14 protein-coding genes are annotated in these 18,507 nt (G+C 47.8%); 10 read left to right on the top strand and 4 right to left on the bottom strand.

The window, feature by feature from the left end; translation table 11 throughout:
• Nucleotides 1-45: 45 nt before the first annotated feature.
• Nucleotides 46-1,032, bottom strand: coding sequence for a helix-turn-helix domain-containing protein (locus H3H32_RS04690; protein ID WP_182461508.1), 987 nt, complete (start codon nucleotides 1,030-1,032; stop codon nucleotides 46-48).
• A 95-nt stretch (nucleotides 1,033-1,127) separates the two neighbouring features.
• On the opposite strand from H3H32_RS04690, the gene H3H32_RS04685 reads away from it, so the two are divergent.
• From H3H32_RS04685 to H3H32_RS04670, 4 genes are all read left to right on the top strand, one after another.
• Entirely contained in the window at nucleotides 1,128-2,747 is a 1,620-nt protein-coding gene (locus H3H32_RS04685) for an FAD-dependent monooxygenase (protein ID WP_182461507.1), read from the top strand.
• Between the two features lie 141 nt (nucleotides 2,748-2,888).
• Nucleotides 2,889-3,476 (top strand): HD domain-containing protein, encoded by a 588-nt coding sequence (locus tag H3H32_RS04680; RefSeq protein ID WP_240543658.1) that lies wholly within the window; start codon nucleotides 2,889-2,891, stop codon nucleotides 3,474-3,476.
• A gap of 308 nt (nucleotides 3,477-3,784) precedes the next feature.
• Nucleotides 3,785-4,198: a hypothetical protein gene (locus tag H3H32_RS04675; protein WP_182461506.1), complete on the top strand. Its 414-nt coding sequence runs from the start codon at nucleotides 3,785-3,787 to the stop codon at nucleotides 4,196-4,198.
• Nucleotides 4,195-4,593: an OsmC family protein gene (locus H3H32_RS04670; protein ID WP_182461505.1), complete on the top strand. Its 399-nt coding sequence runs from the start codon at nucleotides 4,195-4,197 to the stop codon at nucleotides 4,591-4,593. The genes H3H32_RS04675 and H3H32_RS04670 overlap by 4 nt, the downstream gene beginning before the upstream one ends.
• Nucleotides 4,594-4,678: 85 nt before the next feature.
• Here H3H32_RS04670 and H3H32_RS04665 read toward each other — a convergent pair whose 3' ends face one another.
• Nucleotides 4,679-5,704 carry a LacI family DNA-binding transcriptional regulator gene (locus H3H32_RS04665; RefSeq protein ID WP_182461504.1) on the bottom strand — a complete coding sequence of 342 codons (1,026 nt, stop codon included), beginning with the start codon at nucleotides 5,702-5,704 and terminating at the stop codon, nucleotides 4,679-4,681.
• Nucleotides 5,705-6,144: 440 nt separating this feature from the next.
• On the opposite strand from H3H32_RS04665, the gene H3H32_RS04660 reads away from it, so the two are divergent.
• From H3H32_RS04660 to H3H32_RS04640, 5 genes are all read left to right on the top strand, one after another.
• The gene (locus H3H32_RS04660) at nucleotides 6,145-6,738 is read left to right on the top strand and encodes an RNA polymerase sigma factor (protein WP_182461503.1); all 594 of its coding nucleotides are present in this window, start codon (nucleotides 6,145-6,147) and stop codon (nucleotides 6,736-6,738) included.
• 34 nt (nucleotides 6,739-6,772) lie between these two features.
• Nucleotides 6,773-7,540: an SDR family NAD(P)-dependent oxidoreductase gene (locus H3H32_RS04655; RefSeq protein ID WP_182461502.1), complete on the top strand. Its 768-nt coding sequence runs from the start codon at nucleotides 6,773-6,775 to the stop codon at nucleotides 7,538-7,540.
• A 227-nt stretch (nucleotides 7,541-7,767) separates the two neighbouring features.
• Nucleotides 7,768-10,929 (top strand): DUF1553 domain-containing protein, encoded by a 3,162-nt coding sequence (locus tag H3H32_RS04650; protein WP_240543657.1) that lies wholly within the window; start codon nucleotides 7,768-7,770, stop codon nucleotides 10,927-10,929.
• 300 nt (nucleotides 10,930-11,229) lie between these two features.
• On the top strand, nucleotides 11,230-12,678 hold the full coding sequence (locus H3H32_RS04645) for a DUF1501 domain-containing protein (RefSeq protein ID WP_182461501.1): 1,449 nt from the start codon (nucleotides 11,230-11,232) through the stop codon (nucleotides 12,676-12,678).
• 135 nt (nucleotides 12,679-12,813) lie between these two features.
• Nucleotides 12,814-13,908 (top strand): NHL repeat-containing protein, encoded by a 1,095-nt coding sequence (locus tag H3H32_RS04640; RefSeq protein WP_182461500.1) that lies wholly within the window; start codon nucleotides 12,814-12,816, stop codon nucleotides 13,906-13,908.
• A 38-nt stretch (nucleotides 13,909-13,946) separates the two neighbouring features.
• On the opposite strand, the gene pafA is transcribed toward H3H32_RS04640, so the two are convergent.
• Nucleotides 13,947-15,572, bottom strand: coding sequence for an alkaline phosphatase PafA (pafA, locus tag H3H32_RS04635; RefSeq protein ID WP_182461499.1), 1,626 nt, complete (start codon nucleotides 15,570-15,572; stop codon nucleotides 13,947-13,949).
• Between the two features lie 202 nt (nucleotides 15,573-15,774).
• Between pafA and H3H32_RS04630 the strand changes: the two genes are divergently transcribed.
• Nucleotides 15,775-16,710: an extracellular catalytic domain type 1 short-chain-length polyhydroxyalkanoate depolymerase gene (locus tag H3H32_RS04630; RefSeq protein ID WP_182461498.1), complete on the top strand. Its 936-nt coding sequence runs from the start codon at nucleotides 15,775-15,777 to the stop codon at nucleotides 16,708-16,710.
• 147 nt (nucleotides 16,711-16,857) lie between these two features.
• Here the strand turns inward: H3H32_RS04630 and H3H32_RS04625 are convergent, their stop codons facing one another.
• The gene (locus H3H32_RS04625; protein WP_182461497.1) at nucleotides 16,858-18,384 is read right to left on the bottom strand and encodes an RtcB family protein; all 1,527 of its coding nucleotides are present in this window, start codon (nucleotides 18,382-18,384) and stop codon (nucleotides 16,858-16,860) included.
• Nucleotides 18,385-18,507: the final 123 nt, after the last annotated feature.

The raw sequence follows: 18,507 nt of genomic DNA, 5'->3' as shown, positions 1-18,507 counted from the left end.
TCCTCCTGGCGTCGGAATGACAAAAAACAAATAACTTAAATACAACTATAACATTATCAGTAAATTAATACTCGAATACCGCTTAGGTTTCATGCCTATGTACCGTTCAAAGATTCGTGTAAAATGGCTTAAGTTGGCAAAACCCATTTGATAGCCAGCTTCTGATACCGACAGACCTTTATTTTTCAGTAAGTAAGCAGCTTCGTTAATTCTCAGACGCTGATGGTAATTATAAATAGTATTGCCAAAAATCTGCTTAAATAGTCGGTTTAATTTACTCTCACTCATACCAGAAATGTACGCAAGCTCTGGCAAATTAGGTGGTTTCGACAAGTCCGAAATTACGTTATCCCGAATACTATAAATCCGTCTAATATCGGCAGCGTTTATCGGATAATTGCTTGTATTGTCCCGCTTTATTAATTCAGCAAAGAATAAGTAAATTAACTCTTCGGCTTGTACTCTGCAATAAAAATTCTGCAGTTCAGCAGGTGCCGATGCCGATATTATCTTGTTAGCAATTTCCTGCATTTCTGCCGAAACAATTTCTTCGTATAAATACGGCTGCGTACCCGAAATAATGTTTTTCAAAGCTACACTTTCGTCATCTCGGTTTATCAATTCTTTCAGCAAAGAAACATGAACGCTAACGATAATCGTATTGATTTTTGCGTGGATCGGAAACGATAGGTCCAAATCCATATCTGCCGAACTCACCTGCACCGACGGAAACAATTGTACTGACTGCCCCCGGTTATCTGCACCTCGCTGCGGGTTAACTACATTTCGGAAACTAAAGGTAATTACATCGCTCCGCGACTTGGTCGCCAATCGTTTACCGCTTACCTCTACGGCCAGTTCATATTGATGAATCAGTATGCTCATCAACGGCCCAAGTTTAATTCGCCTGATATAGCCCTTCCCAATGGTATCGGGTAATTGAAGTACGTCATTTTCAATGGTACGCCCTGATAATTGGGCAATCATCTCCATGAGGCCAAGTCCTTCCGATGAATTAAACTCGAAGAGCATTCTGTACGATTTTGGACTATTAATTAGCTAAAAGTAGCTATTTTATCTTAGTATCGGCACTGACCTTTGCACTATACCTATTGATTTAACAAATTATGATAGCTACTAACTTAGTATACAAAAAACGAATCGCCATCATCGGTGGTGGCCCCGTCGGACTTACAGCCGCAAGACTTTTGCATCTGAAAGGTGTACCTGTAACCGTCTACGAACGCGATAAAGATGCCTCTGCCCGAATTTCGGGTGGCACTTTAGACCTTCATAAAGAAACCGGACAAAAAGCATTGAAACAGGCAGGTTTGCTGGATGAATTTTACAAGAATTCCCGCCCAACCGGCATGCTTATCAGCAATAAGCACGGCGATGTAATGATGACCATGAAGCCCGACAAGAGCAAGCCTGAAATTGACCGGCCTGTTCTTCGAAAAATGCTATTGGACAGTATTCCTGAAACAACCGTAGTCTGGGATAAGCATGTTGTTTCAATAACGAAAAAAGGCGATGTTTTTTCGTTGCACTTTCAGGACAATACGCAAGCAGAGGCCGATTTAGTCATTGTAGCCGATGGCGGCATGTCGAAGGCGCGGAAGGCAATTACAAGCACTCTTCCCGAAGAGACAGGAACCTATGTTATTCAGGGAGAAATACAAAACTTGGAAGCCGATTGCCCCGCTATCTATGCATTGCTTAAGCAGAATAATCTGGCCGATGTAGAAGATAAAAAATCATTTTTTATGCAGCATAGAGGGGATGGCAGCTTGTGTTTCTATGTATCCTTCCGGCAATCGGAGCAGTGGATTAAGGACACGCACCTCGACTTTACAGACCCATCGGCGATCAGGCAGTTTTTGTGTAAGCTATTCAACGACTGGAATCCCATCTATAGCGAGCTGTTTGCGTGTTGTGATACCTACAATGGGTTTCCATTACGGGTTTTCCACGCCAATGCCATTCAAACACCACACACGGGCATTACGGTTATTGGCGATGCAGCCCATTTAATGCCGCCATTTGGTGGATTGGGGGTCAACATGGGACTGAAAGACGCGCTATTATTGACGAACAACCTAACTAATGGAAAATTCTCAAGCATTCAGTCAGCGCTCGATGATTACGAACAAAAAATGGTGGCTTATGCTTCGTCGGTTCAGAAAGAAACGCTTGCGGCCGATGATCGAATACACAACCAGACCGACCATTCGGGCAAGCGATTTAAAGAACGAATGAAGTTAAAAATAGCAAAGGTCGTGCAGTTTGCCACTCTCCTCGTTATGTTCCTTACGATCGGCGTTTTCTGGGGCGTTTGGTTATCGTATAGCCGCTCGTACAACCTATTTTCGCTAGACGAGTTGATTCATATTGCCAACGTGGGCGTTCAAAACCTCGCCCTGCCGATGCGATTTATCTCTGGAACCTGTCTTGCCTTGCTGTCGGCGACGGCCTATTTTATGGCACCTAAAAAATCGAAAGAGTTTTATTTTGTGCTAGCGTCAATCGCCCTTCTTGTTATTACGCTGGTGCTTACTGTGGCCATTGAAGTGCCGATCAACAATCAGATTATTAGCTGGACTCCATCAACCGCCCCGGCCAACTGGGAAGAGATTCGGAATCGATGGCAATTTGTCAATAATATCAGAACGATTGCTGCCCTGGCAAGTTTTGGGTTATTAACAACCGCGATTCTGAAACCATTTGGTCAGAATTCATTCGCCTGAAATCAGCGATTTTGTACGCTTTCCTTTTAGAAACAAGCTACACATCAGCCGATTACTAATAAAGTTGGGTTGGTCTAGTAGCTGAACGGTTAGCTTTGTCATTTCTTACCGAACAGACCTGATAATTATTCTACGTCAGCTGTGAACCCCGCACGAATGGATATACAGTCTTTATACCAACGGGCAATCAAATTTGCCACGACAAAACACGTAGCCGAAAACCAGCTTGTGCCGGGTAGCAATCTGCCTTATGTAGTTCACTTAAGCAATGTGGCGATGGAAATTCTGGTAGCCGCCCATTATTCGCCAAACTTCCAGTTGGACTATGCCGTCCAGCTAGCCTTACTACATGATACTCTGGAGGATACATCGGCTACTTTTGATGAAATCGCAACCGAATTTGGCATCGAGGTAGCGAAGGGAGTTTCGGCACTAACCAAAAACGATGCGCTACCCAAAGCAGAAAAAATGGCGGATAGCTTAAGGCGTATAAAAGAACTTTCGACCGAAGTTTGGGCGGTAAAACTAGCCGATCGCATAACCAATCTTCAGGTACCACCGAATTATTGGAGCAGTGCGAAAAAAAGTGAATACAGACAGGAAGCAATAACCCTGCTGAATGAGTTAAAAGGCGGAAATGCCTATCTTGAAAAACGCCTGAACGAAAAAATTGCAGACTACGAAAAATATATTTCAGGTGAGACGAGTTTCTTTTTTCGACAGGATTAACAGGACAAAACAGGATTTCTTTTCTAGCCTTAACGTGAATAATGGATAAAATCTGAATTATTTACTGATTATCAGCTATTTATAATATTGTTTTTTGTCATCCCGACGCTAGGAGGGATCTTCGGTAAATAACCAGTTGCCGAAGATCCCTCCTAGCGTCGGGATGACAAAAAACTAGTATAATTCTATTCGTAAATCCTCCATTATTCACATTAGCCTTAATCCTGTTTTATCCTGTTAATCCTGTCGAAAAACTATCTTCAGTCGATTAGACCAAGTTGACATCTTATAGAAAAATAAGCCGTACGATGGAATCCCATTATGCTCTCAATGACGACCAGTTTGCGCAGCAATTCGAGTTATGTCAATTAAATCCAGCTCTGTTTAGCCATGAAGCCCATTTACGGTTAGCCTGGATACACGTGACCCGGTACGGTGTTGAGCAGGCGATTGAAAACATCTGTACGCAACTAGTCCGTTTTGTCGACTCGTTAGGGGCGCGCGACAAGTACAACCAAACGCTCACCGTTGCGGCTATACGAGCGGTCAATCATTTCGTCAACAAATCTGACTGCACGAACTTTCAGGATTTTATTGAGCAGTTGCCCCGGCTAAAATACAACTTTAAAGAGCTGATAGCCTGTCATTATCAACTGGATATTTACACGTCTGACTTGGCCAGAACAACCTATGTAGAACCCGATTTACTACCCTTCTCATGAGACTATCGGCTAGTATAAAAAGCGCATTTAATCAGCAGAAAACCGTTGTGCAAACCAATGATTCGGCCAAAGAAATGCAGATTTCGGTCAAAGCATCGGGTTTTGGTTCTGCCATCAACGGGGGCGAATTGCTTCTACTTTCGTTAGCAACCTGCTTTTGCAATGATATCTATCGGGAAGCCGGAAAGCGGAACATAGCCATAACAGGAGTAGATGTTGTCTGTAGCGGAGAATTTGGTAGCGATGGCGAGCCTGGTTCCAATTTTACCTATACCGCTCAGGTAACCTCCGACGCATCGCCCGAAGAAATCGACGCGCTGATCAGGCATACCGACCAAGTAGCCGAAGTTCATAATACATTACGGAAAGGTCTTAGCATTACGCTGATGACTTAATTAGATTGTACCCACGGGCTTCAGCCCGTGTTTGAATACTAAAAAACGGGCTGAAGCCCGTGGGTACATTTATAAACACCATCACTCACAACTGCCGCATCCATGAGGCCCGGACAATCAGTTGTGTTTCCATCACCTTTGTTTCTTTAGGAACCATTGTGTCCGTAGCGTTCAGTTCGCGGAGTAATAGCCGCACGGTTTCAGTCCCCATTTCCTGGATTGGCTGGCTAATACTGCTTAATGTTGGCGAAAAAAGGGCTGAAACGGGTTCATTGTTGAAGCTCACAATGGCCACATCTTCCGGAATTCGCAACCCCTTCTGCTTCAACGCGTACATGGTTGAGTAGGCCATCCGATCGCTGATCACAACAATGCCATCGGGAGGTTGCGGCAGACTCATCAAGGCTAGTGTCTGCATAATCGTATTCTCCTCCGTATAATCGCAGTGAAACACATACTGATCGCCAACCGACAAATCGTGCTTAGCCAGAGCCGCCCGATAGCCTGCCACGCGGTGATTACTCAGGACCAGTTGAGTTGGACCGGCCAGAAAACCAATCCGTCGGCAACCGTTTTCAATTAAGTGCTCAGTGGCCTTGAACGCAGCAGCATGATTATCAACAATAACTTTAGATACGTCGATGCTTTCCGCATACCGATCAAACAGTACGAGGGGGATATTCTTGCGCACCAGGCGTTCTACGTGCTCATAGTTGTCGGTATCGCGCGACAACGAGATGATAAACCCCTCCACCTGGCTCCGCAGCAGGTTCTGGATATTCGTAGTTTCCCGCAAATAAGACTCATTCGTCTGGCAAACCAATACACTATAACCCGCTTGTAAAGCAGCCTCTTCAATGCTGTTGAGCATCGCCGAGAAGTAGTGATAACTTAGGTTAGGCACAATAACCCCAATCGTTTTGGTTCGACTTTTCGCTAAGTTCTTGGCAAGCTGATTGGGTTGATAATCCAGTTCCTCCGCCAGCCGCATCACCGCCTTTCGGGTATCGGGATGAATTTCCTGCATCCCACGCAATGCCCGCGAAACCGTTGAAATCGAAATGTTCAACGACCGGGCAATGTCTTTTATGGTAACCGGGGTGTTTTTCATGGACTTCAATTGATTAGCGCAGATAGCACTTTTAAAAGGCAAGGCTAGCTGTGCTCTAAAAAACCTAAGCTGCCAGCCTAATTTGCGTTAGCAATTATACAAAGAAAATTTTAATCTTTTTAAGATAGCCACACCCAATGCAATCGTTACCGCAAACGTTTGCGGTAACGATTGCATGCAAAAAGACATTTTTTGCAAAGAAAAGGCCTTGATATGTTGTACTAAGCAAGTATGTTAGTAGAAAATAACCAGAATTTGGCGTAATCACGAGTTACATCAAATTCAGTACGGCAGCTATAGAAATAACAGTAAAATTGTATTTTAACAGGAAAGACGCAACCTCTCACACTACTAGCGAATCTTAGTGAAGGCAACTAATTTCCTGATAGCATTTGGCTGGCGTATACCCCAAAACCTTAACAACTTTAGCTACATACAAGATGACTAAGGCTCCATCAATTCCTTCTGATGAAGTGCTGATGGCACAACTCTGGGTTCGTTTTAAAGCCGACGACGAAGAGGCATTCAATCGGCTAATCGAAGCCCGTTATCGGCTGCTGTTTACCTATGCGACCCGCTTTACGAAAGACCGCGACCTGATTAAAGATTGCGTACAGGACTTGTTTCTGGAGCTTTGGAATCGACGCCAAGTCATTGCCGAGACGCCCTACGTGACTATCTACCTGATCAAAGCCTTACGTAATAATCTGCTTCGAAAATTGCGACGGGAGACGCTCTGGCGTTCGACTACCGAGGAGGGCATCGAAACAGATATTCCCATTACCGACGGTTTGACAGCCGAAACAGAGTGGATTGCTGAAGAAATGTTACTCAATAGAGAACAGAGTCTTCGGCAGGCGGTGGCTCAATTACCCAAACGTCAGCAGGAAGTTATCTTCCTTAAATTCTACGAAGGCCTTTCAAACGATGATATAGGACAAGTAATGGCGGTTGGTAAACAGACCGTTGCGAACTTCCTCTACCGTGCCATGTCTCAATTACGCAGTTGCCCACCTACCCATATTTTCTCGTAACGAAAAAGCATACTATCTCAAAATCGATTAATCAATGAGTTTTTTAGACCAGTTCAGTCTTGCCCGAAAAACCGCGTTAGTAACCGGCAGCAATACCGGATTAGGACAAGCTATGGCTATTGCTTTAGCCGAAGCGGGCGCCAATGTTGTTGGCACGTCGAACACGGGCGTTATCAAAGGCGGAGATACGGAAAAGGCCATTACAGCCCTTGGTCGTACCTTCGACGGTTACCAGTTGGACATCTCAAATCGGGACGCATTATATCAGTTTATTAGCGACGTAAAAGCCACCCATACCATTGATATTCTGGTCAATAATGCGGGGATGATTATGCGTAAACCAGCCGCAGAACACCCCGATGAGTACTGGGATAAAGTTATTTCGGTTAATCTGGATGCCCAGTTTATTCTGGCCCGAGAATTTGGCAAGGATATGATCGCTCGTGGTTCGGGGAAAATCATATTTACCTGCTCCTTACTGAGCTTTCAAGGAGGAATCAACGTACCGGCTTACACGGCCAGCAAAAGTGCGGTAGCCGGATTGGTCAAAGCACTTTCGAATGAATGGGCGTCTAAAGGCGTGAATGTCAATGGCATTGCACCGGGCTACATTGTCACGAACAATACCGAAGCTTTACGAGCCGACCCCGATCGTTCAAAATCCATTCTCGATCGTATTCCTGCTGGTCGCTGGGGCGAACCCGACGATTTCAAAGGGCCTGTCGTTTTTCTGGCTTCGGCAGCAGGTGCCTATGTACACGGAACCACCCTGACAGTCGATGGAGGCTGGATGGGTCGATAGTCGGATTTGTGTAAAACAACCTCTTATTTGTGTATTTAAATTCACTTACTTAAATCCTATTTTTGCTATTGATTAGCCAATTGATAGCAATGATGGTCAAGAGTTCATATTCAAGGTTTTTTCAAACGGGTCGATATGCCATATCTTGGAGATATGGCATATCGACCCGTTTGAAAAAACCTTTCTTTTTAGTTCTCACAAGTCTGACTTGCTTCTGCATCGTTAGCTTGCTACAAAGTTGTAATCACGTTGAAAAACCAGCCGCGATTGCCAAACTGGCTGATAAACTCCCCGAAACGGTTGATTATAACCTGCACGTAAAGCCTATTCTTTCCGACAAATGCTTTTTCTGCCACGGTCCCGATAAAAACAGCCAGAAGGCCGGTCTGGAGTTAGCCACGCGCGAAGGTGCTCTGGCAGCCCTGAAAAAAGCCAGGGGCAAACACGCCATTGTTCCCGGCGATTTAGCCAATAGTGAAGTCTACCATCGAATCATTACGGCTGATGAGCATGACATGATGCCTCCCAAGGCGTCGAATCGTGCTTTGTCGGATTACGAAAAAGCCGTGCTTATCAAATGGATTGAACAGGGCGCTGAATACAAACCCCACTGGGCGCTTATTAAACCCCAGAAAGCCAGCTTACCGACGGTTACCGATACGCATTGGCCCAAAAACGAGATCGATCACTTCATTCTCCACAAAATGGAGGAAAAAGGCCTAAAGCCAGCACCCGAAGCGGATAAAGAAACGCTCCTTCGGCGGGTGTCACTCGACCTGACGGGCCTACCACCTACCCTCGCGGAAGTGGACGCTTTCCTGGCCGACACCTCGCCCAATGCCTACGAAAAGGTTGTTAATCGGTTACTACAGTCACCTCACTATGGCGAAAAAATGGCGGTTGATTGGCTCGATCTGGCCCGCTATGCCGATACGCACGGCTACACGGTTGATCGCTATCGGCCTATGTGGCCCTGGCGCGACTGGGTCATTCAGTCGTTTAATCAGAATCAGCCGTTTAGCCAGTTCCTGACCTGGCAATTGGCGGGTGACCTCCTTCCCCAGCCAACCCGTGAGCAACGATTGGCTACGGGCTTCAACCGAAACCATTCTCAAAATACGGAAGGCGGCATCATAAACGAAGAATTCCGGGTGGAGTATGTGGCCGATCGAACCAATACATTGGGAACAGCCATGTTGGGCCTTACCGTAGAATGCGCCCGTTGCCACGATCACAAATTCGACCCGATTTCGCAGAAGGACTATTATAGTTTGTTTGCGTTTTTCAATAACGTAGACGAAGCCGGACAAATCTCCTGGGATGATGCCATGCCCGTGCCGACGATGCTCCTCTCGGAGAAAAAGCAGGACAGCCTACTCACGTTTATCGACACTAAAATTAAAACGGCGGAAACCGCGCTGACGCTAACAAAACAAGCGGAACAAAAAGCGTTTACTCAATGGCAGACGAGTACAAACCAGAACGTATCGGTCGATTTGCGCAAGGGTTTACAGGCTCGATTTACGTTCGACAAGTTGGTTAATGGGCAGTTTGTCAGTGAGGTTTCGAAAACGGATAAAGGCACTGTACTAGAGCCAGTTCTGGCCGCAGGCAAGTTTGGGCAAGCCTTCCACTCCAACGGTGATGATATTCTGAATCTGGGTCAGGTAGGCGTTTTTAATCGGGCTCAACCTTTTTCAATTGGAGTTTGGGTGAACATACCAAATAACCTAAACAAAGGCGTGATTCTGCATAAAGGCCAGGGGGATATTCTGTACAATTTCCGGGGTTACTTTCTGAACATCCGCGATGGCAAAGCCGAACTTCTAATGGCTCACACCTGGCCGTACAACAGTATCATTAAGGTCAGTCAGCAAGTATTGCCCAAACAAAAGTGGGTTCAGCTTACCATGACCTACGATGGTTCGAGCAAAGCCAGTGGATTGAAGCTGTACATCGACGGGAAAGAGGCCCCAATGGTGACCGAAAAAGACAATCTGTACAAGGACATTATCTGGCCCAAAGGTAAACATATGGGCAAAGACCAGCCAGGTTTGCAAGTCGGTGCCGATATGCGGGGAACGGGTTTCAAAAATGGGCTGGTCGATGAGCTGGTTGTATATACCCGCGAACTTACGGCCCCGGAAGTAGCCCTCCTACCTACGTCATCGGCAGCCACCAGCCCCGTCCAACTCCGCCAGCCAGATCCCAAGAGCCTGTTCCTGTATTACTTAGCGAATATCTCAGCGCCCTATCAGCACCAGCGCGATGAGCTCCTGAAACTTCGGGCAGAGCGCAATCGAGTAGTGGAAGATATTCCAGAAATTATGGTGATGGAGGATATGAAAACCCCTCGCCCGACCTATTTGCTCAAGCGAGGTGTGTACGACGCCCACGGCGAACGCGTCCGTCCAGATGTTCCGGCTAGTATTCTCCCCTATTCGCCAGAATTCCCTCGCAACAGATTAGGTTTAGCCAAGTGGCTACTTCACCCCGACAATCCACTTACGGCCCGCGTAGTTGTCAATCGGTATTGGCAAACGTACTTCGGAACGGGCCTTCAGAAATCGTCCAACAATTTTGGCAATCAGGGCGGCTTGCCCACACATCCCGAGCTGCTCGACTGGCTGGCCATTACCTTTAGGGAATCTGGCTGGAACGTAAAGGCCATGCAAAAGCTGATCGTTATGTCGGCTACGTATCGGCAATCGTCCCGCGTTACGCGTGAAGGGTTAGCGAAAGATCCCGAAAATACCTGGCTGGCTCGCGGACCTATGTCGCGGCTGACGGCCGAAATGATCCGCGACAATGCATTAGCAGCCAGCGGATTACTATCTACCAAAATGGGTGGACCGAGCGTTAAACCCTACCAACCCGAAGGTTTATGGGCGGTTAATAGTGCGACCTACGACCAGGACAAAGGCGAAGGCTTGTATCGTCGGAGCCTGTACACGTTCTGGCGTCGAACGAATCCGCCCCCGTCGATGAATACGTTCGATGCACCGTCCCGCAGCTATTGTGTAGTCCAACGGCAGAAAACCAGTACGCCTTTACAAGCCCTGATTTTGCTCAACGATCCGCAGTTTGTGGAAGCTGCCAAAGTCGTCGCTGAACGGTCATTCATTCAGAAAAAAACGTTACCCGAAGAGCTAACCGAGGTGTTCCGACTACTAACCAGCCGGAAACCCCAACCTAAGGAACTAGCCATTCTGACCCGGCTTTATGAACAGGAATACCAGAAATTCAGAAAAAATCCGGCGAAACTGAATGGGTGGTTGCAGGCTGGTGAACACAAATCAACCGGCATTAACGACCTACCGGCACTAGCCGCTGGTGCTGTCGTGGCGAGTACAGTGATGAATTCCGAAGCGTTCGTCACGAAGCATTGAGAGCGAGTTGATTGTGGTGTATTGTGGTGTCGGTTACTTATAACCGACACAGCGAGGTTTCTTAAAACCTCGTGTCATTAGGTTTTGAGAAACCTAACCAGCTGTCAGGTTAAAGAACCTGACAGCACAATCAGGCCACTGACACCCCATTGTTCGGCGTAGTCTTAGACTACGCCGTAGCGTTATCCGGTCTCTGACCGGAATTAGGCTGAATAATTAAACCGGTCGGAGATGGCAACGGCCACCCGGCGGATATCACCCGAGCGTAGTCTAAGACTATGCTCAACTGACGGAAAGTCAATGAACGAGAAACTAACACAAAGTCTGGCCGATACCTTCAATCGACGGTCGTTTCTAACCAAAGCCTCTATTGGTTTAGGCTCATTGGCCTTAGGTTCGTTGTTGCCGCGCAATCTGTTCTCAACGCCCGGCCCTGAGTCAACATTGTTGGTTCCACACCGGGCACCGAAGGCGAAACGAATTGTATACCTGTGCCAAAGCGGTGGCCCGTCGCAACTCGAAATGTTCGACTATAAGCCGTTTCTGACGAAAATGCATGGCAAAGATCTGCCCGAGTCGGTTCGGAAAGGGCAGCGATTAACAAGTATGAGCGCCCAGCAGTCGGTGTTACCGCTGGTGAGTTCGCCCTATGCATTTGCTCAACACGGCAAAAGCGGTGCCTGGGTTAGCGAATTGATGCCCTACACAGGCAAGGTGGCCGATGAGCTATGCTTCATCAAATCCATGTACACGGAGCAGATTAATCACGACCCGGCTTTGACGTTTTTCCAAACGGGTAATCAGCTTGCCGGGCGTCCTAGTATTGGTTCCTGGATCAGTTACGGACTCGGATCGGCCAACGAAAATCTGCCGTCGTTTATCGTTCTGGTCTCCAACGATGCGCCTAAAGATCAGCCCCTGTATGCGCGACTTTGGGGTAACGGCTTTCTGCCGTCCAAACATCAGGGCGTGCAGTTTCGCTCCGGTGCCGATCCCGTGTTGTATCTCAACAACCCAAAGGGTTTCACAACGTCCGATCGGCGTTACATGCTCGATGCGTTGAAAGATCTCAACCAGGTACAGGAAGAAATCTATGGCGACCCCGACGTCTCGAACCACATTGCGCAATACGAAATGGCGTTTCGGATGCAAACGTCCGTTCCCGAAGTCAATGATATGTCTGACGAACCCGATTGGGTCTTTGATCTGTATGGCCCCGAAGCGCGAAATCCGGGCACATTTGCCGCTAACTGCCTGATGGCCCGCCGATTGCTGGAACGAGACGTAAAATTCGTGCAGCTCTATCATCAGGGTTGGGACCAACATGGCGACTTGCCAAAGGGTATTGCCCGTCAATGCAAAGCCACCGATCAGGCATCGGCAGCTCTAGTTCAGGATCTTAAACAACGCGGCTTACTCGACGATACAGTCGTGGTTTGGGGCGGAGAATTTGGCCGAACGAATTATTCGCAGGGGAAACTTACCAAAGACAATTACGGTCGCGATCATCACCCACGTTGTTTTACCATCTGGATGGCGGGTGGCGGTATCAAGCCAGGCATCACCTACGGCGAAACCGATGAGTTTGGCTATAACATTGCCCATAATCCTGTGCATGTACATGATTTTCAAGCCACATTGCTCCATCTGATGGGCATCGACCATGAGAAACTAGTCTATGAAGTTCAAGGGCGTCGTTTCCGGCTGACGGATGTAGAAGGGAAATTAGTCAAAGGCATATTGGCGTAAAATATAGAACGTAGATTGTTTTTGTCATGCTGACGAAGGAAGCATCTTACGTTTTCCTAATTTATAATGATGATGCCTTAAGATGCTTCCTTCGTCAGCATGACAAAAAAACGTGTTCCATTAAAACGTTGTATCATGAATCAAACCCGCAGAACCTTCCTTAAGAAATCCACCGCTTTGGCAGCCAGCTCATTGGCTGTAAACCTCATCGGTTATGCCCGAAATACAGATCGTGACATTATTGGTCATGGTGATTATCGGTATCGGGTCAATAAAAATTGGGGGAATCTCGATCCAGATAAAACCCCTGTTTTCAATTGTCACGAAATGGTCAAAGACTCGAAAGGTCGATTGATCATGATTAATGATGAGGTGAAGAATAACATTCTGGTATACGATAAATCCGGGAAACTGCTCGATTCCTGGGGCACGCGTTACCCTGGTGGTCACGGTCTTACGCTGGCACCTGAAGGCGGTGAAGATGCACTCTTCATCACCGATTGCGGTTATTTTTTCGGACGCGACAACAAATGGCATGCGCAGTCGGGCGGGATTTTCAAAACGACGATCGACGGGAGTCTCATTTTCAGCATTGGTCATCCGTCAACCATTGGCATCTATAAACCGGAGCAGAAATTCATGCCAACCGAAGTCGCCGTGGCTCCTAACGGCGATTTTTACGTCGCTGATGGTTATGGCTCAGATTACATCATTCAGTACAATCATCAGGGGCAATACATCCGTCATTTTGGCGGCCACAACAACGCCAATCCAGATCATAACCTCAACAATGCCCACGGTGTGGCCGTCGATTTACGCCAGCCGAATAATCCAAAGCTTATCTGTACCTCTCGGGAAGACAACGCGTTTAAGTTCTTCACCCTCGATGGCAAATACCTCGAAACTGTTCAGCTACCCGGCGCTTATGTTTGCCGTCCGGTGATCAACGGCGAGAACATTTTCGCAGGCGTTTGCTGGTCGAAGTCGAAAGAAACAGGCAAACGGTTCGACAATTCGGGTTTCGTGACTATTCTGGACAAGAACAATCGCGTGGTGTCGAATCCGGGCGGAACCCAGCCGGAATACAAGAATGGAGTTCTACAGCAGCTGTTTCAGGATGGGAACACCTTCTACCACGGCCACGATGTTTGCGTCGACGAAGACCATAATCTATACGTCTGCCAGTGGAACGCCAACCGAACGTACCCGGTGAAATTGGAACGCGTGTAGCGAGTCTGAATGAGGTATAATCCCAAACTCACGCTCTCTTATTTTATTACACCACTAATCACGTTTCCGACACTGCCGTTTGGCTCCAGTAGGTGAAGCAGGGCCGATACTGTGGGGGCCGTGTCGGCTACGGTAGTGGGGGCAGTTGTTTCGCCGGGTTTGATACCCCAGCCATAAAACAGCAGCGGAATATGGGTGTCGTTCGTATAGGGGCCGCCGTGGCTGGCCACAATGGGTCCTGCCATCCAGCCGGGTTCAATCACCAGCTGAATATCGCCACTGCGCTTGGCATGTGTGCCGTTTTTGTAAAGTGCCAGTTGGTAATCGTTCAGGCTGGCATTGCCTAAATCGTGCAGATTCAGGACATCAGCAACGCCATTGGCGTCGAGAATAACCTCACGAACAGCCAGATAGACATCGTTGACCGTGATTTTTTTCTTGCGTAAGGTTTCGTGGTTCAGGTAAAATTGATAATTCTCCGAAGACCGGATATAGTCGCCTGCACCGAATTTTTCAGTCAGGGTGGCTTTTACTACTGTGTTAATCGCAGCCACATCAAGCCGACCTGCGGGCAGATGGTGCTCCCGTGCTAGCTCCACAACATCCGTAACGCCGTGATCGGCGGTAATGAAGAATAGATAATTGTCCTTGCCAACCCAGTTATCCAGGGTCGTTAGCAATTCAGCCAGATCGCGATCTAAACGCAGATAAATATCTTCCTCTTCAACGGAGTTTGGACCAAAAGCGTGGCCTACATAATCGGGCGACGAAAAGCTAATGGCCAGGAAATCGGTCGATGGGCCTTTGCCTAGATTTTCGTTTTTGAGGGCTTCCAGTGACATTTCCTTTGTCATTGTATTTCCTTGTGGAGTACTGGCAATTACACCAAAGGCATCGCCAGCCCGACCAGCCAGATCATAAGGAAAAACGGGTTTCTTAGCCCCCGCCAGTTTGAATTCGTACGCTTTATCATCGGCAGTGCTTTCGGTGTACTGCTCAATGGGAAGTAGCGTTTGCCAACCAGCTTTCATGAGTTCCGCAGGTCGTTTTTTACCGTTGTACTCGTTCACCCATTGCGGCAGATCGGGGCGGTAGAATGTGCTGGTAATCCAGTTGCCCGTTTTGCCATCGAACCAATACGCACCAGTAGCTGTATGGCCGGCGGGCAGAATAGCACCCCGATCTTTGAGCGCAATGCCAATCGTTTTCGCCTGGTAATTAGTACCAATCCGCAATTGATCGGTAACGGTGTTGACCAGCATATTTCTCGGCGACATTTTACCTGCCGATACATTGGTCGTCCCTACGGCATCTACCGCACTGTCGCCTACACAATACACACCCTTGCCAAGTCGCTTGTCGAACCATTCATTGCCCACAATACCATGAATCGCGGGCATCGACCCCGTATAAACGGAGGCATGTCCGGCAGCCGTAACAGTCATTGCGTAATGAAAATGGTGATTTCGGCAGTTGAACCCATCCTGCAACAGCCGTTTAAATCCACCTTCGTCGTATTTTTTGTAATAGCGATACAGGTAATCATAGCGCATCTGATCGACCACCACGCCCACCACAAGTTTAGGGCGGACGAGTGATTGAGCGGGCGTTTGCGCCCAAAGCGATGAGTTGACCAGAAGCAATAGAAGTATATAGCGTAGCATATGAACAGACCGATTTGAGGAAGATTCACAAATACCTTGAGCATCAATCTCTCCCGTTGTAATAACAATACAAATAATTGGCCTGAATTATTCGTCATAGATGAAACAGGATACGTTCTTTTTTTCGACAGGATTATCAAGTTTCGGATGCGGCTTCTGCCCGAAGTAGATTAGGTTTGTAGCATCTTTATAATCATCTCTTATGGGCAAACTAACTCTGATAACGCTATTGAGCAGCGTTGTTTTTCTGGCTTTTACAGAGCCTACAGTACAGCCACAAATTGATCCTAGCGTTCGGGATACGTTACGGCATGACGGCGAAACAAGAATTTACTGGGTGCATTTGCCACCCGCGTACAAACAGACCGATGAGCCGTTGCCGTTGGTTATTGCCTTACATGGTGGAGGTGGAAGCGGGCAACAATTTGAATCGCAATCGAAACTGAGCGAAACCGCTGACCGGGAAGGCTTTATTGTGGTGTATCCCGATGGCATCCAAAATCCAGGTATCCTGCACTTGCGAACCTGGAATGCAGGGGCCTGTTGTGGTCAGATTGCCGCTAACCAGGAAGTAGATGATGTTGGATTTATTCGAAAACTGATTGACAAATTAGTGGCTACTCAACGGGTTGACCCCAAGAAAGTTTATGCGTTAGGGCATTCGAACGGAGCTATGCTTTGCTATCGATTGGCCTGCGAGTTGTCTGATAAAGTGGCGGCTATTGCAGCTAATTCCGGAACAATGCAGGTAAAGAGAGCTTGTAAACCCAACCGGGTTATGCCGATTCTGCACGTACATTCCCAACAGGATCGGAATGTGCCCTATACCGGTGGCGTCGGCACAAAGAGTATCAACAAGCAGTGGAATTCGCCCGTGGACAGTACACTGACTGTTTTTGCCAAATTGGCCAACTGCACGACCACCAAACAAACTATTAGCACGACAGATAAATACACATTTTACAAGTGGGCGGGTTGTGAGGGTGGCTCAGAAATTCACTATTACCTAACCAAAGATGGAGGCCATTCCTGGCCGGGTGGCCTTAAAGGTGCTCGATTTGTTGGCGATGCTCCCTCCGAAGCATTCGTCAACAATGACCTCATCTGGAGCTTTTTCAAAAACTATTCCTTGCCGTAACGCGGACATCCTGTCCGCATAGCTGGTAGTTAGTAAATTGTGTTTATGCGGACAGGATGTCCGCGTTACTATCAAAGCCACATCCATAGGGAGATCATGTATTTCGTGGTGTCAGTTTTGAGAAACTGACACCACGAAATACATAAGCTAATCCTCTCGCCCTTCTTTTCGATTGGCATCGGCCATCCGGACAATTTTGGGTGTGAATTTCGCCAGAACGGATACCAGATCGCTTTGGGCGTTGATGACGGTGTCGATGTTTTTATATACCATCGGAGCCTCATCCAGATCACCCCCAATCAGCTGTATATCCGCTTCGACCAACGCTTTGTTCCATTGCGAGCGCGTCAAGGTGTTGAACGCCTGGGTTCGCGACATCACTCGTCCGGCTCCGTGCGAGGCTGAGTTTAGTGAATCGGCATTCCCACGTCCGCGCACCACAAAGCCCGGTTGCGTCATCGATCCCGGAATAATACCCAAGACATCGGCCCCTGCCGGAGTGGCTCCTTTTCGGTGCACAATTACCTCACGACCATCGGCCAGTTTTTCTTTCCAGGCAAAGTTGTGGTGATTTTCGACCATGACCAATGGTTTTTCCCGAAGCGCCTTGGCCAGTTTTCGATGGATTTCGTGGTGGTTAGCCGAGGCATACTCACCCGCCAGATTCATCGCAATCCAGTACTCCTGCCCTTCTTCGGTATTCAAATCCAGCCATGCTAAATGGGCCGCCTGCTTAGGCAGTTTGGTTTTCTGCATGGCCAGTTTGGAGTAGTAATTTGCCACGTTTCCGCCGAAGCCCCGAGAACCCGAATGCGACAATAGGGCCAGGTATTCGCCCGGCGGCAGGTTCAACAAATCATCCTGCGCATAGACCTCTACCACACCCCACTCCACAAAGTGGTTACCGGTACCAGAGCTTCCCAATTGCCGATACGCTTTATCTTTCAGGTCGCGGATTACTTTGGTGGCTTGCCATTCAGGCAAATCCATCACGCTCTCATCGATCTTCTCGCGGGTTTCGCCCCCAATCCCGAATTTCGTCTGCTCCACCAGCGATTTCTTCAACAAATGCGGCTCACGTTTCAAAAAACCGGGCGGCAAGTCGAAAACCGATAGGCACATTCGGCACGCAATATCGACCCCAACGGCAAACGGAATAATCGTATTGGGTTCGGTTGCCAGTACACCCCCAATCGGCAAACCGTAGCCCTGATGCGCATCGGGCATCAGCGCCCCCGCTACCGAAATGGGAAGACTGGCAGCTGTTTCCATTTGTTTCAACGCACCTTCCTCAATCTGCTCCCGACCAAACACAGCATAAGGCAATACATCTGTACGTAGATCGAAGCTGTTTTCAGCCTGCTTTTCGGAGTTCGACAACACATAAGGTGCCGGTTCGGCAGGTAGGTATTGCGCGCCAGTCTCGCTCAACGGAACCGCAATGCCTTGCTTGTTCAACGCATAAATTGCCTGAGCCAGATTCGTGACTTTGTTTTTGGAATAGGCAAACTTTTTTGGGTTCTGGAGCATCTGTGCCAGCAAGCTCATTACTTTCTCTTTCGGGTATTGAGCGCGTTCGACCAGCCCATTGGTCACCCGCAGAAACGTTGGGTGCAAAGGTTCAGGAATTGGCCCTACTGATAAAATATCGTCTAGTGAAATTGACGTTTCCATTGGTTTGTAAATTAATCCAAACAGGCAAAACCTATTTGAGTAAGTGTTATGAAGGTTTAGTTATGGACGGTGAGTTATACCAACGAACCGACGCTACAAAGGTTGAGCGCTATTGCGCAGTCT

This window comes from Spirosoma foliorum (assembly GCF_014117325.1).
Lineage (GTDB): Bacteria > Bacteroidota > Bacteroidia > Cytophagales > Spirosomataceae > Spirosoma > Spirosoma foliorum.
This window is presented reverse-complemented; position numbering and strand designations above follow the sequence as displayed.

Excerpts from the sequence above, each read along its gene's own strand:
- pafA (WP_182461499.1), bottom strand. The coding sequence starts at position 15,572 with ATGCTACGCTATATACTTCTATTGCTTCTGGTCAACTCATCGCTTTGG.
- H3H32_RS04670 (WP_182461505.1), top strand. The coding sequence starts at position 4,195 with ATGAGACTATCGGCTAGTATAAAAAGCGCATTTAATCAGCAGAAAACC.
- H3H32_RS04640 (WP_182461500.1), top strand. The coding sequence starts at position 12,814 with ATGAATCAAACCCGCAGAACCTTCCTTAAGAAATCCACCGCTTTGGCA.
- H3H32_RS04630 (WP_182461498.1), top strand. The coding sequence starts at position 15,775 with ATGGGCAAACTAACTCTGATAACGCTATTGAGCAGCGTTGTTTTTCTG.
- H3H32_RS04675 (WP_182461506.1), top strand. The coding sequence starts at position 3,785 with ATGGAATCCCATTATGCTCTCAATGACGACCAGTTTGCGCAGCAATTC.
- H3H32_RS04655 (WP_182461502.1), top strand. The coding sequence starts at position 6,773 with ATGAGTTTTTTAGACCAGTTCAGTCTTGCCCGAAAAACCGCGTTAGTA.
- H3H32_RS04625 (WP_182461497.1), bottom strand. The coding sequence starts at position 18,384 with ATGGAAACGTCAATTTCACTAGACGATATTTTATCAGTAGGGCCAATT.
- H3H32_RS04685 (WP_182461507.1), top strand. The coding sequence starts at position 1,128 with ATGATAGCTACTAACTTAGTATACAAAAAACGAATCGCCATCATCGGT.
- H3H32_RS04690 (WP_182461508.1), bottom strand. The coding sequence starts at position 1,032 with ATGCTCTTCGAGTTTAATTCATCGGAAGGACTTGGCCTCATGGAGATG.
- H3H32_RS04665 (WP_182461504.1), bottom strand. The coding sequence starts at position 5,704 with ATGAAAAACACCCCGGTTACCATAAAAGACATTGCCCGGTCGTTGAAC.
- H3H32_RS04645 (WP_182461501.1), top strand. The coding sequence starts at position 11,230 with ATGAACGAGAAACTAACACAAAGTCTGGCCGATACCTTCAATCGACGG.
- H3H32_RS04660 (WP_182461503.1), top strand. The coding sequence starts at position 6,145 with ATGACTAAGGCTCCATCAATTCCTTCTGATGAAGTGCTGATGGCACAA.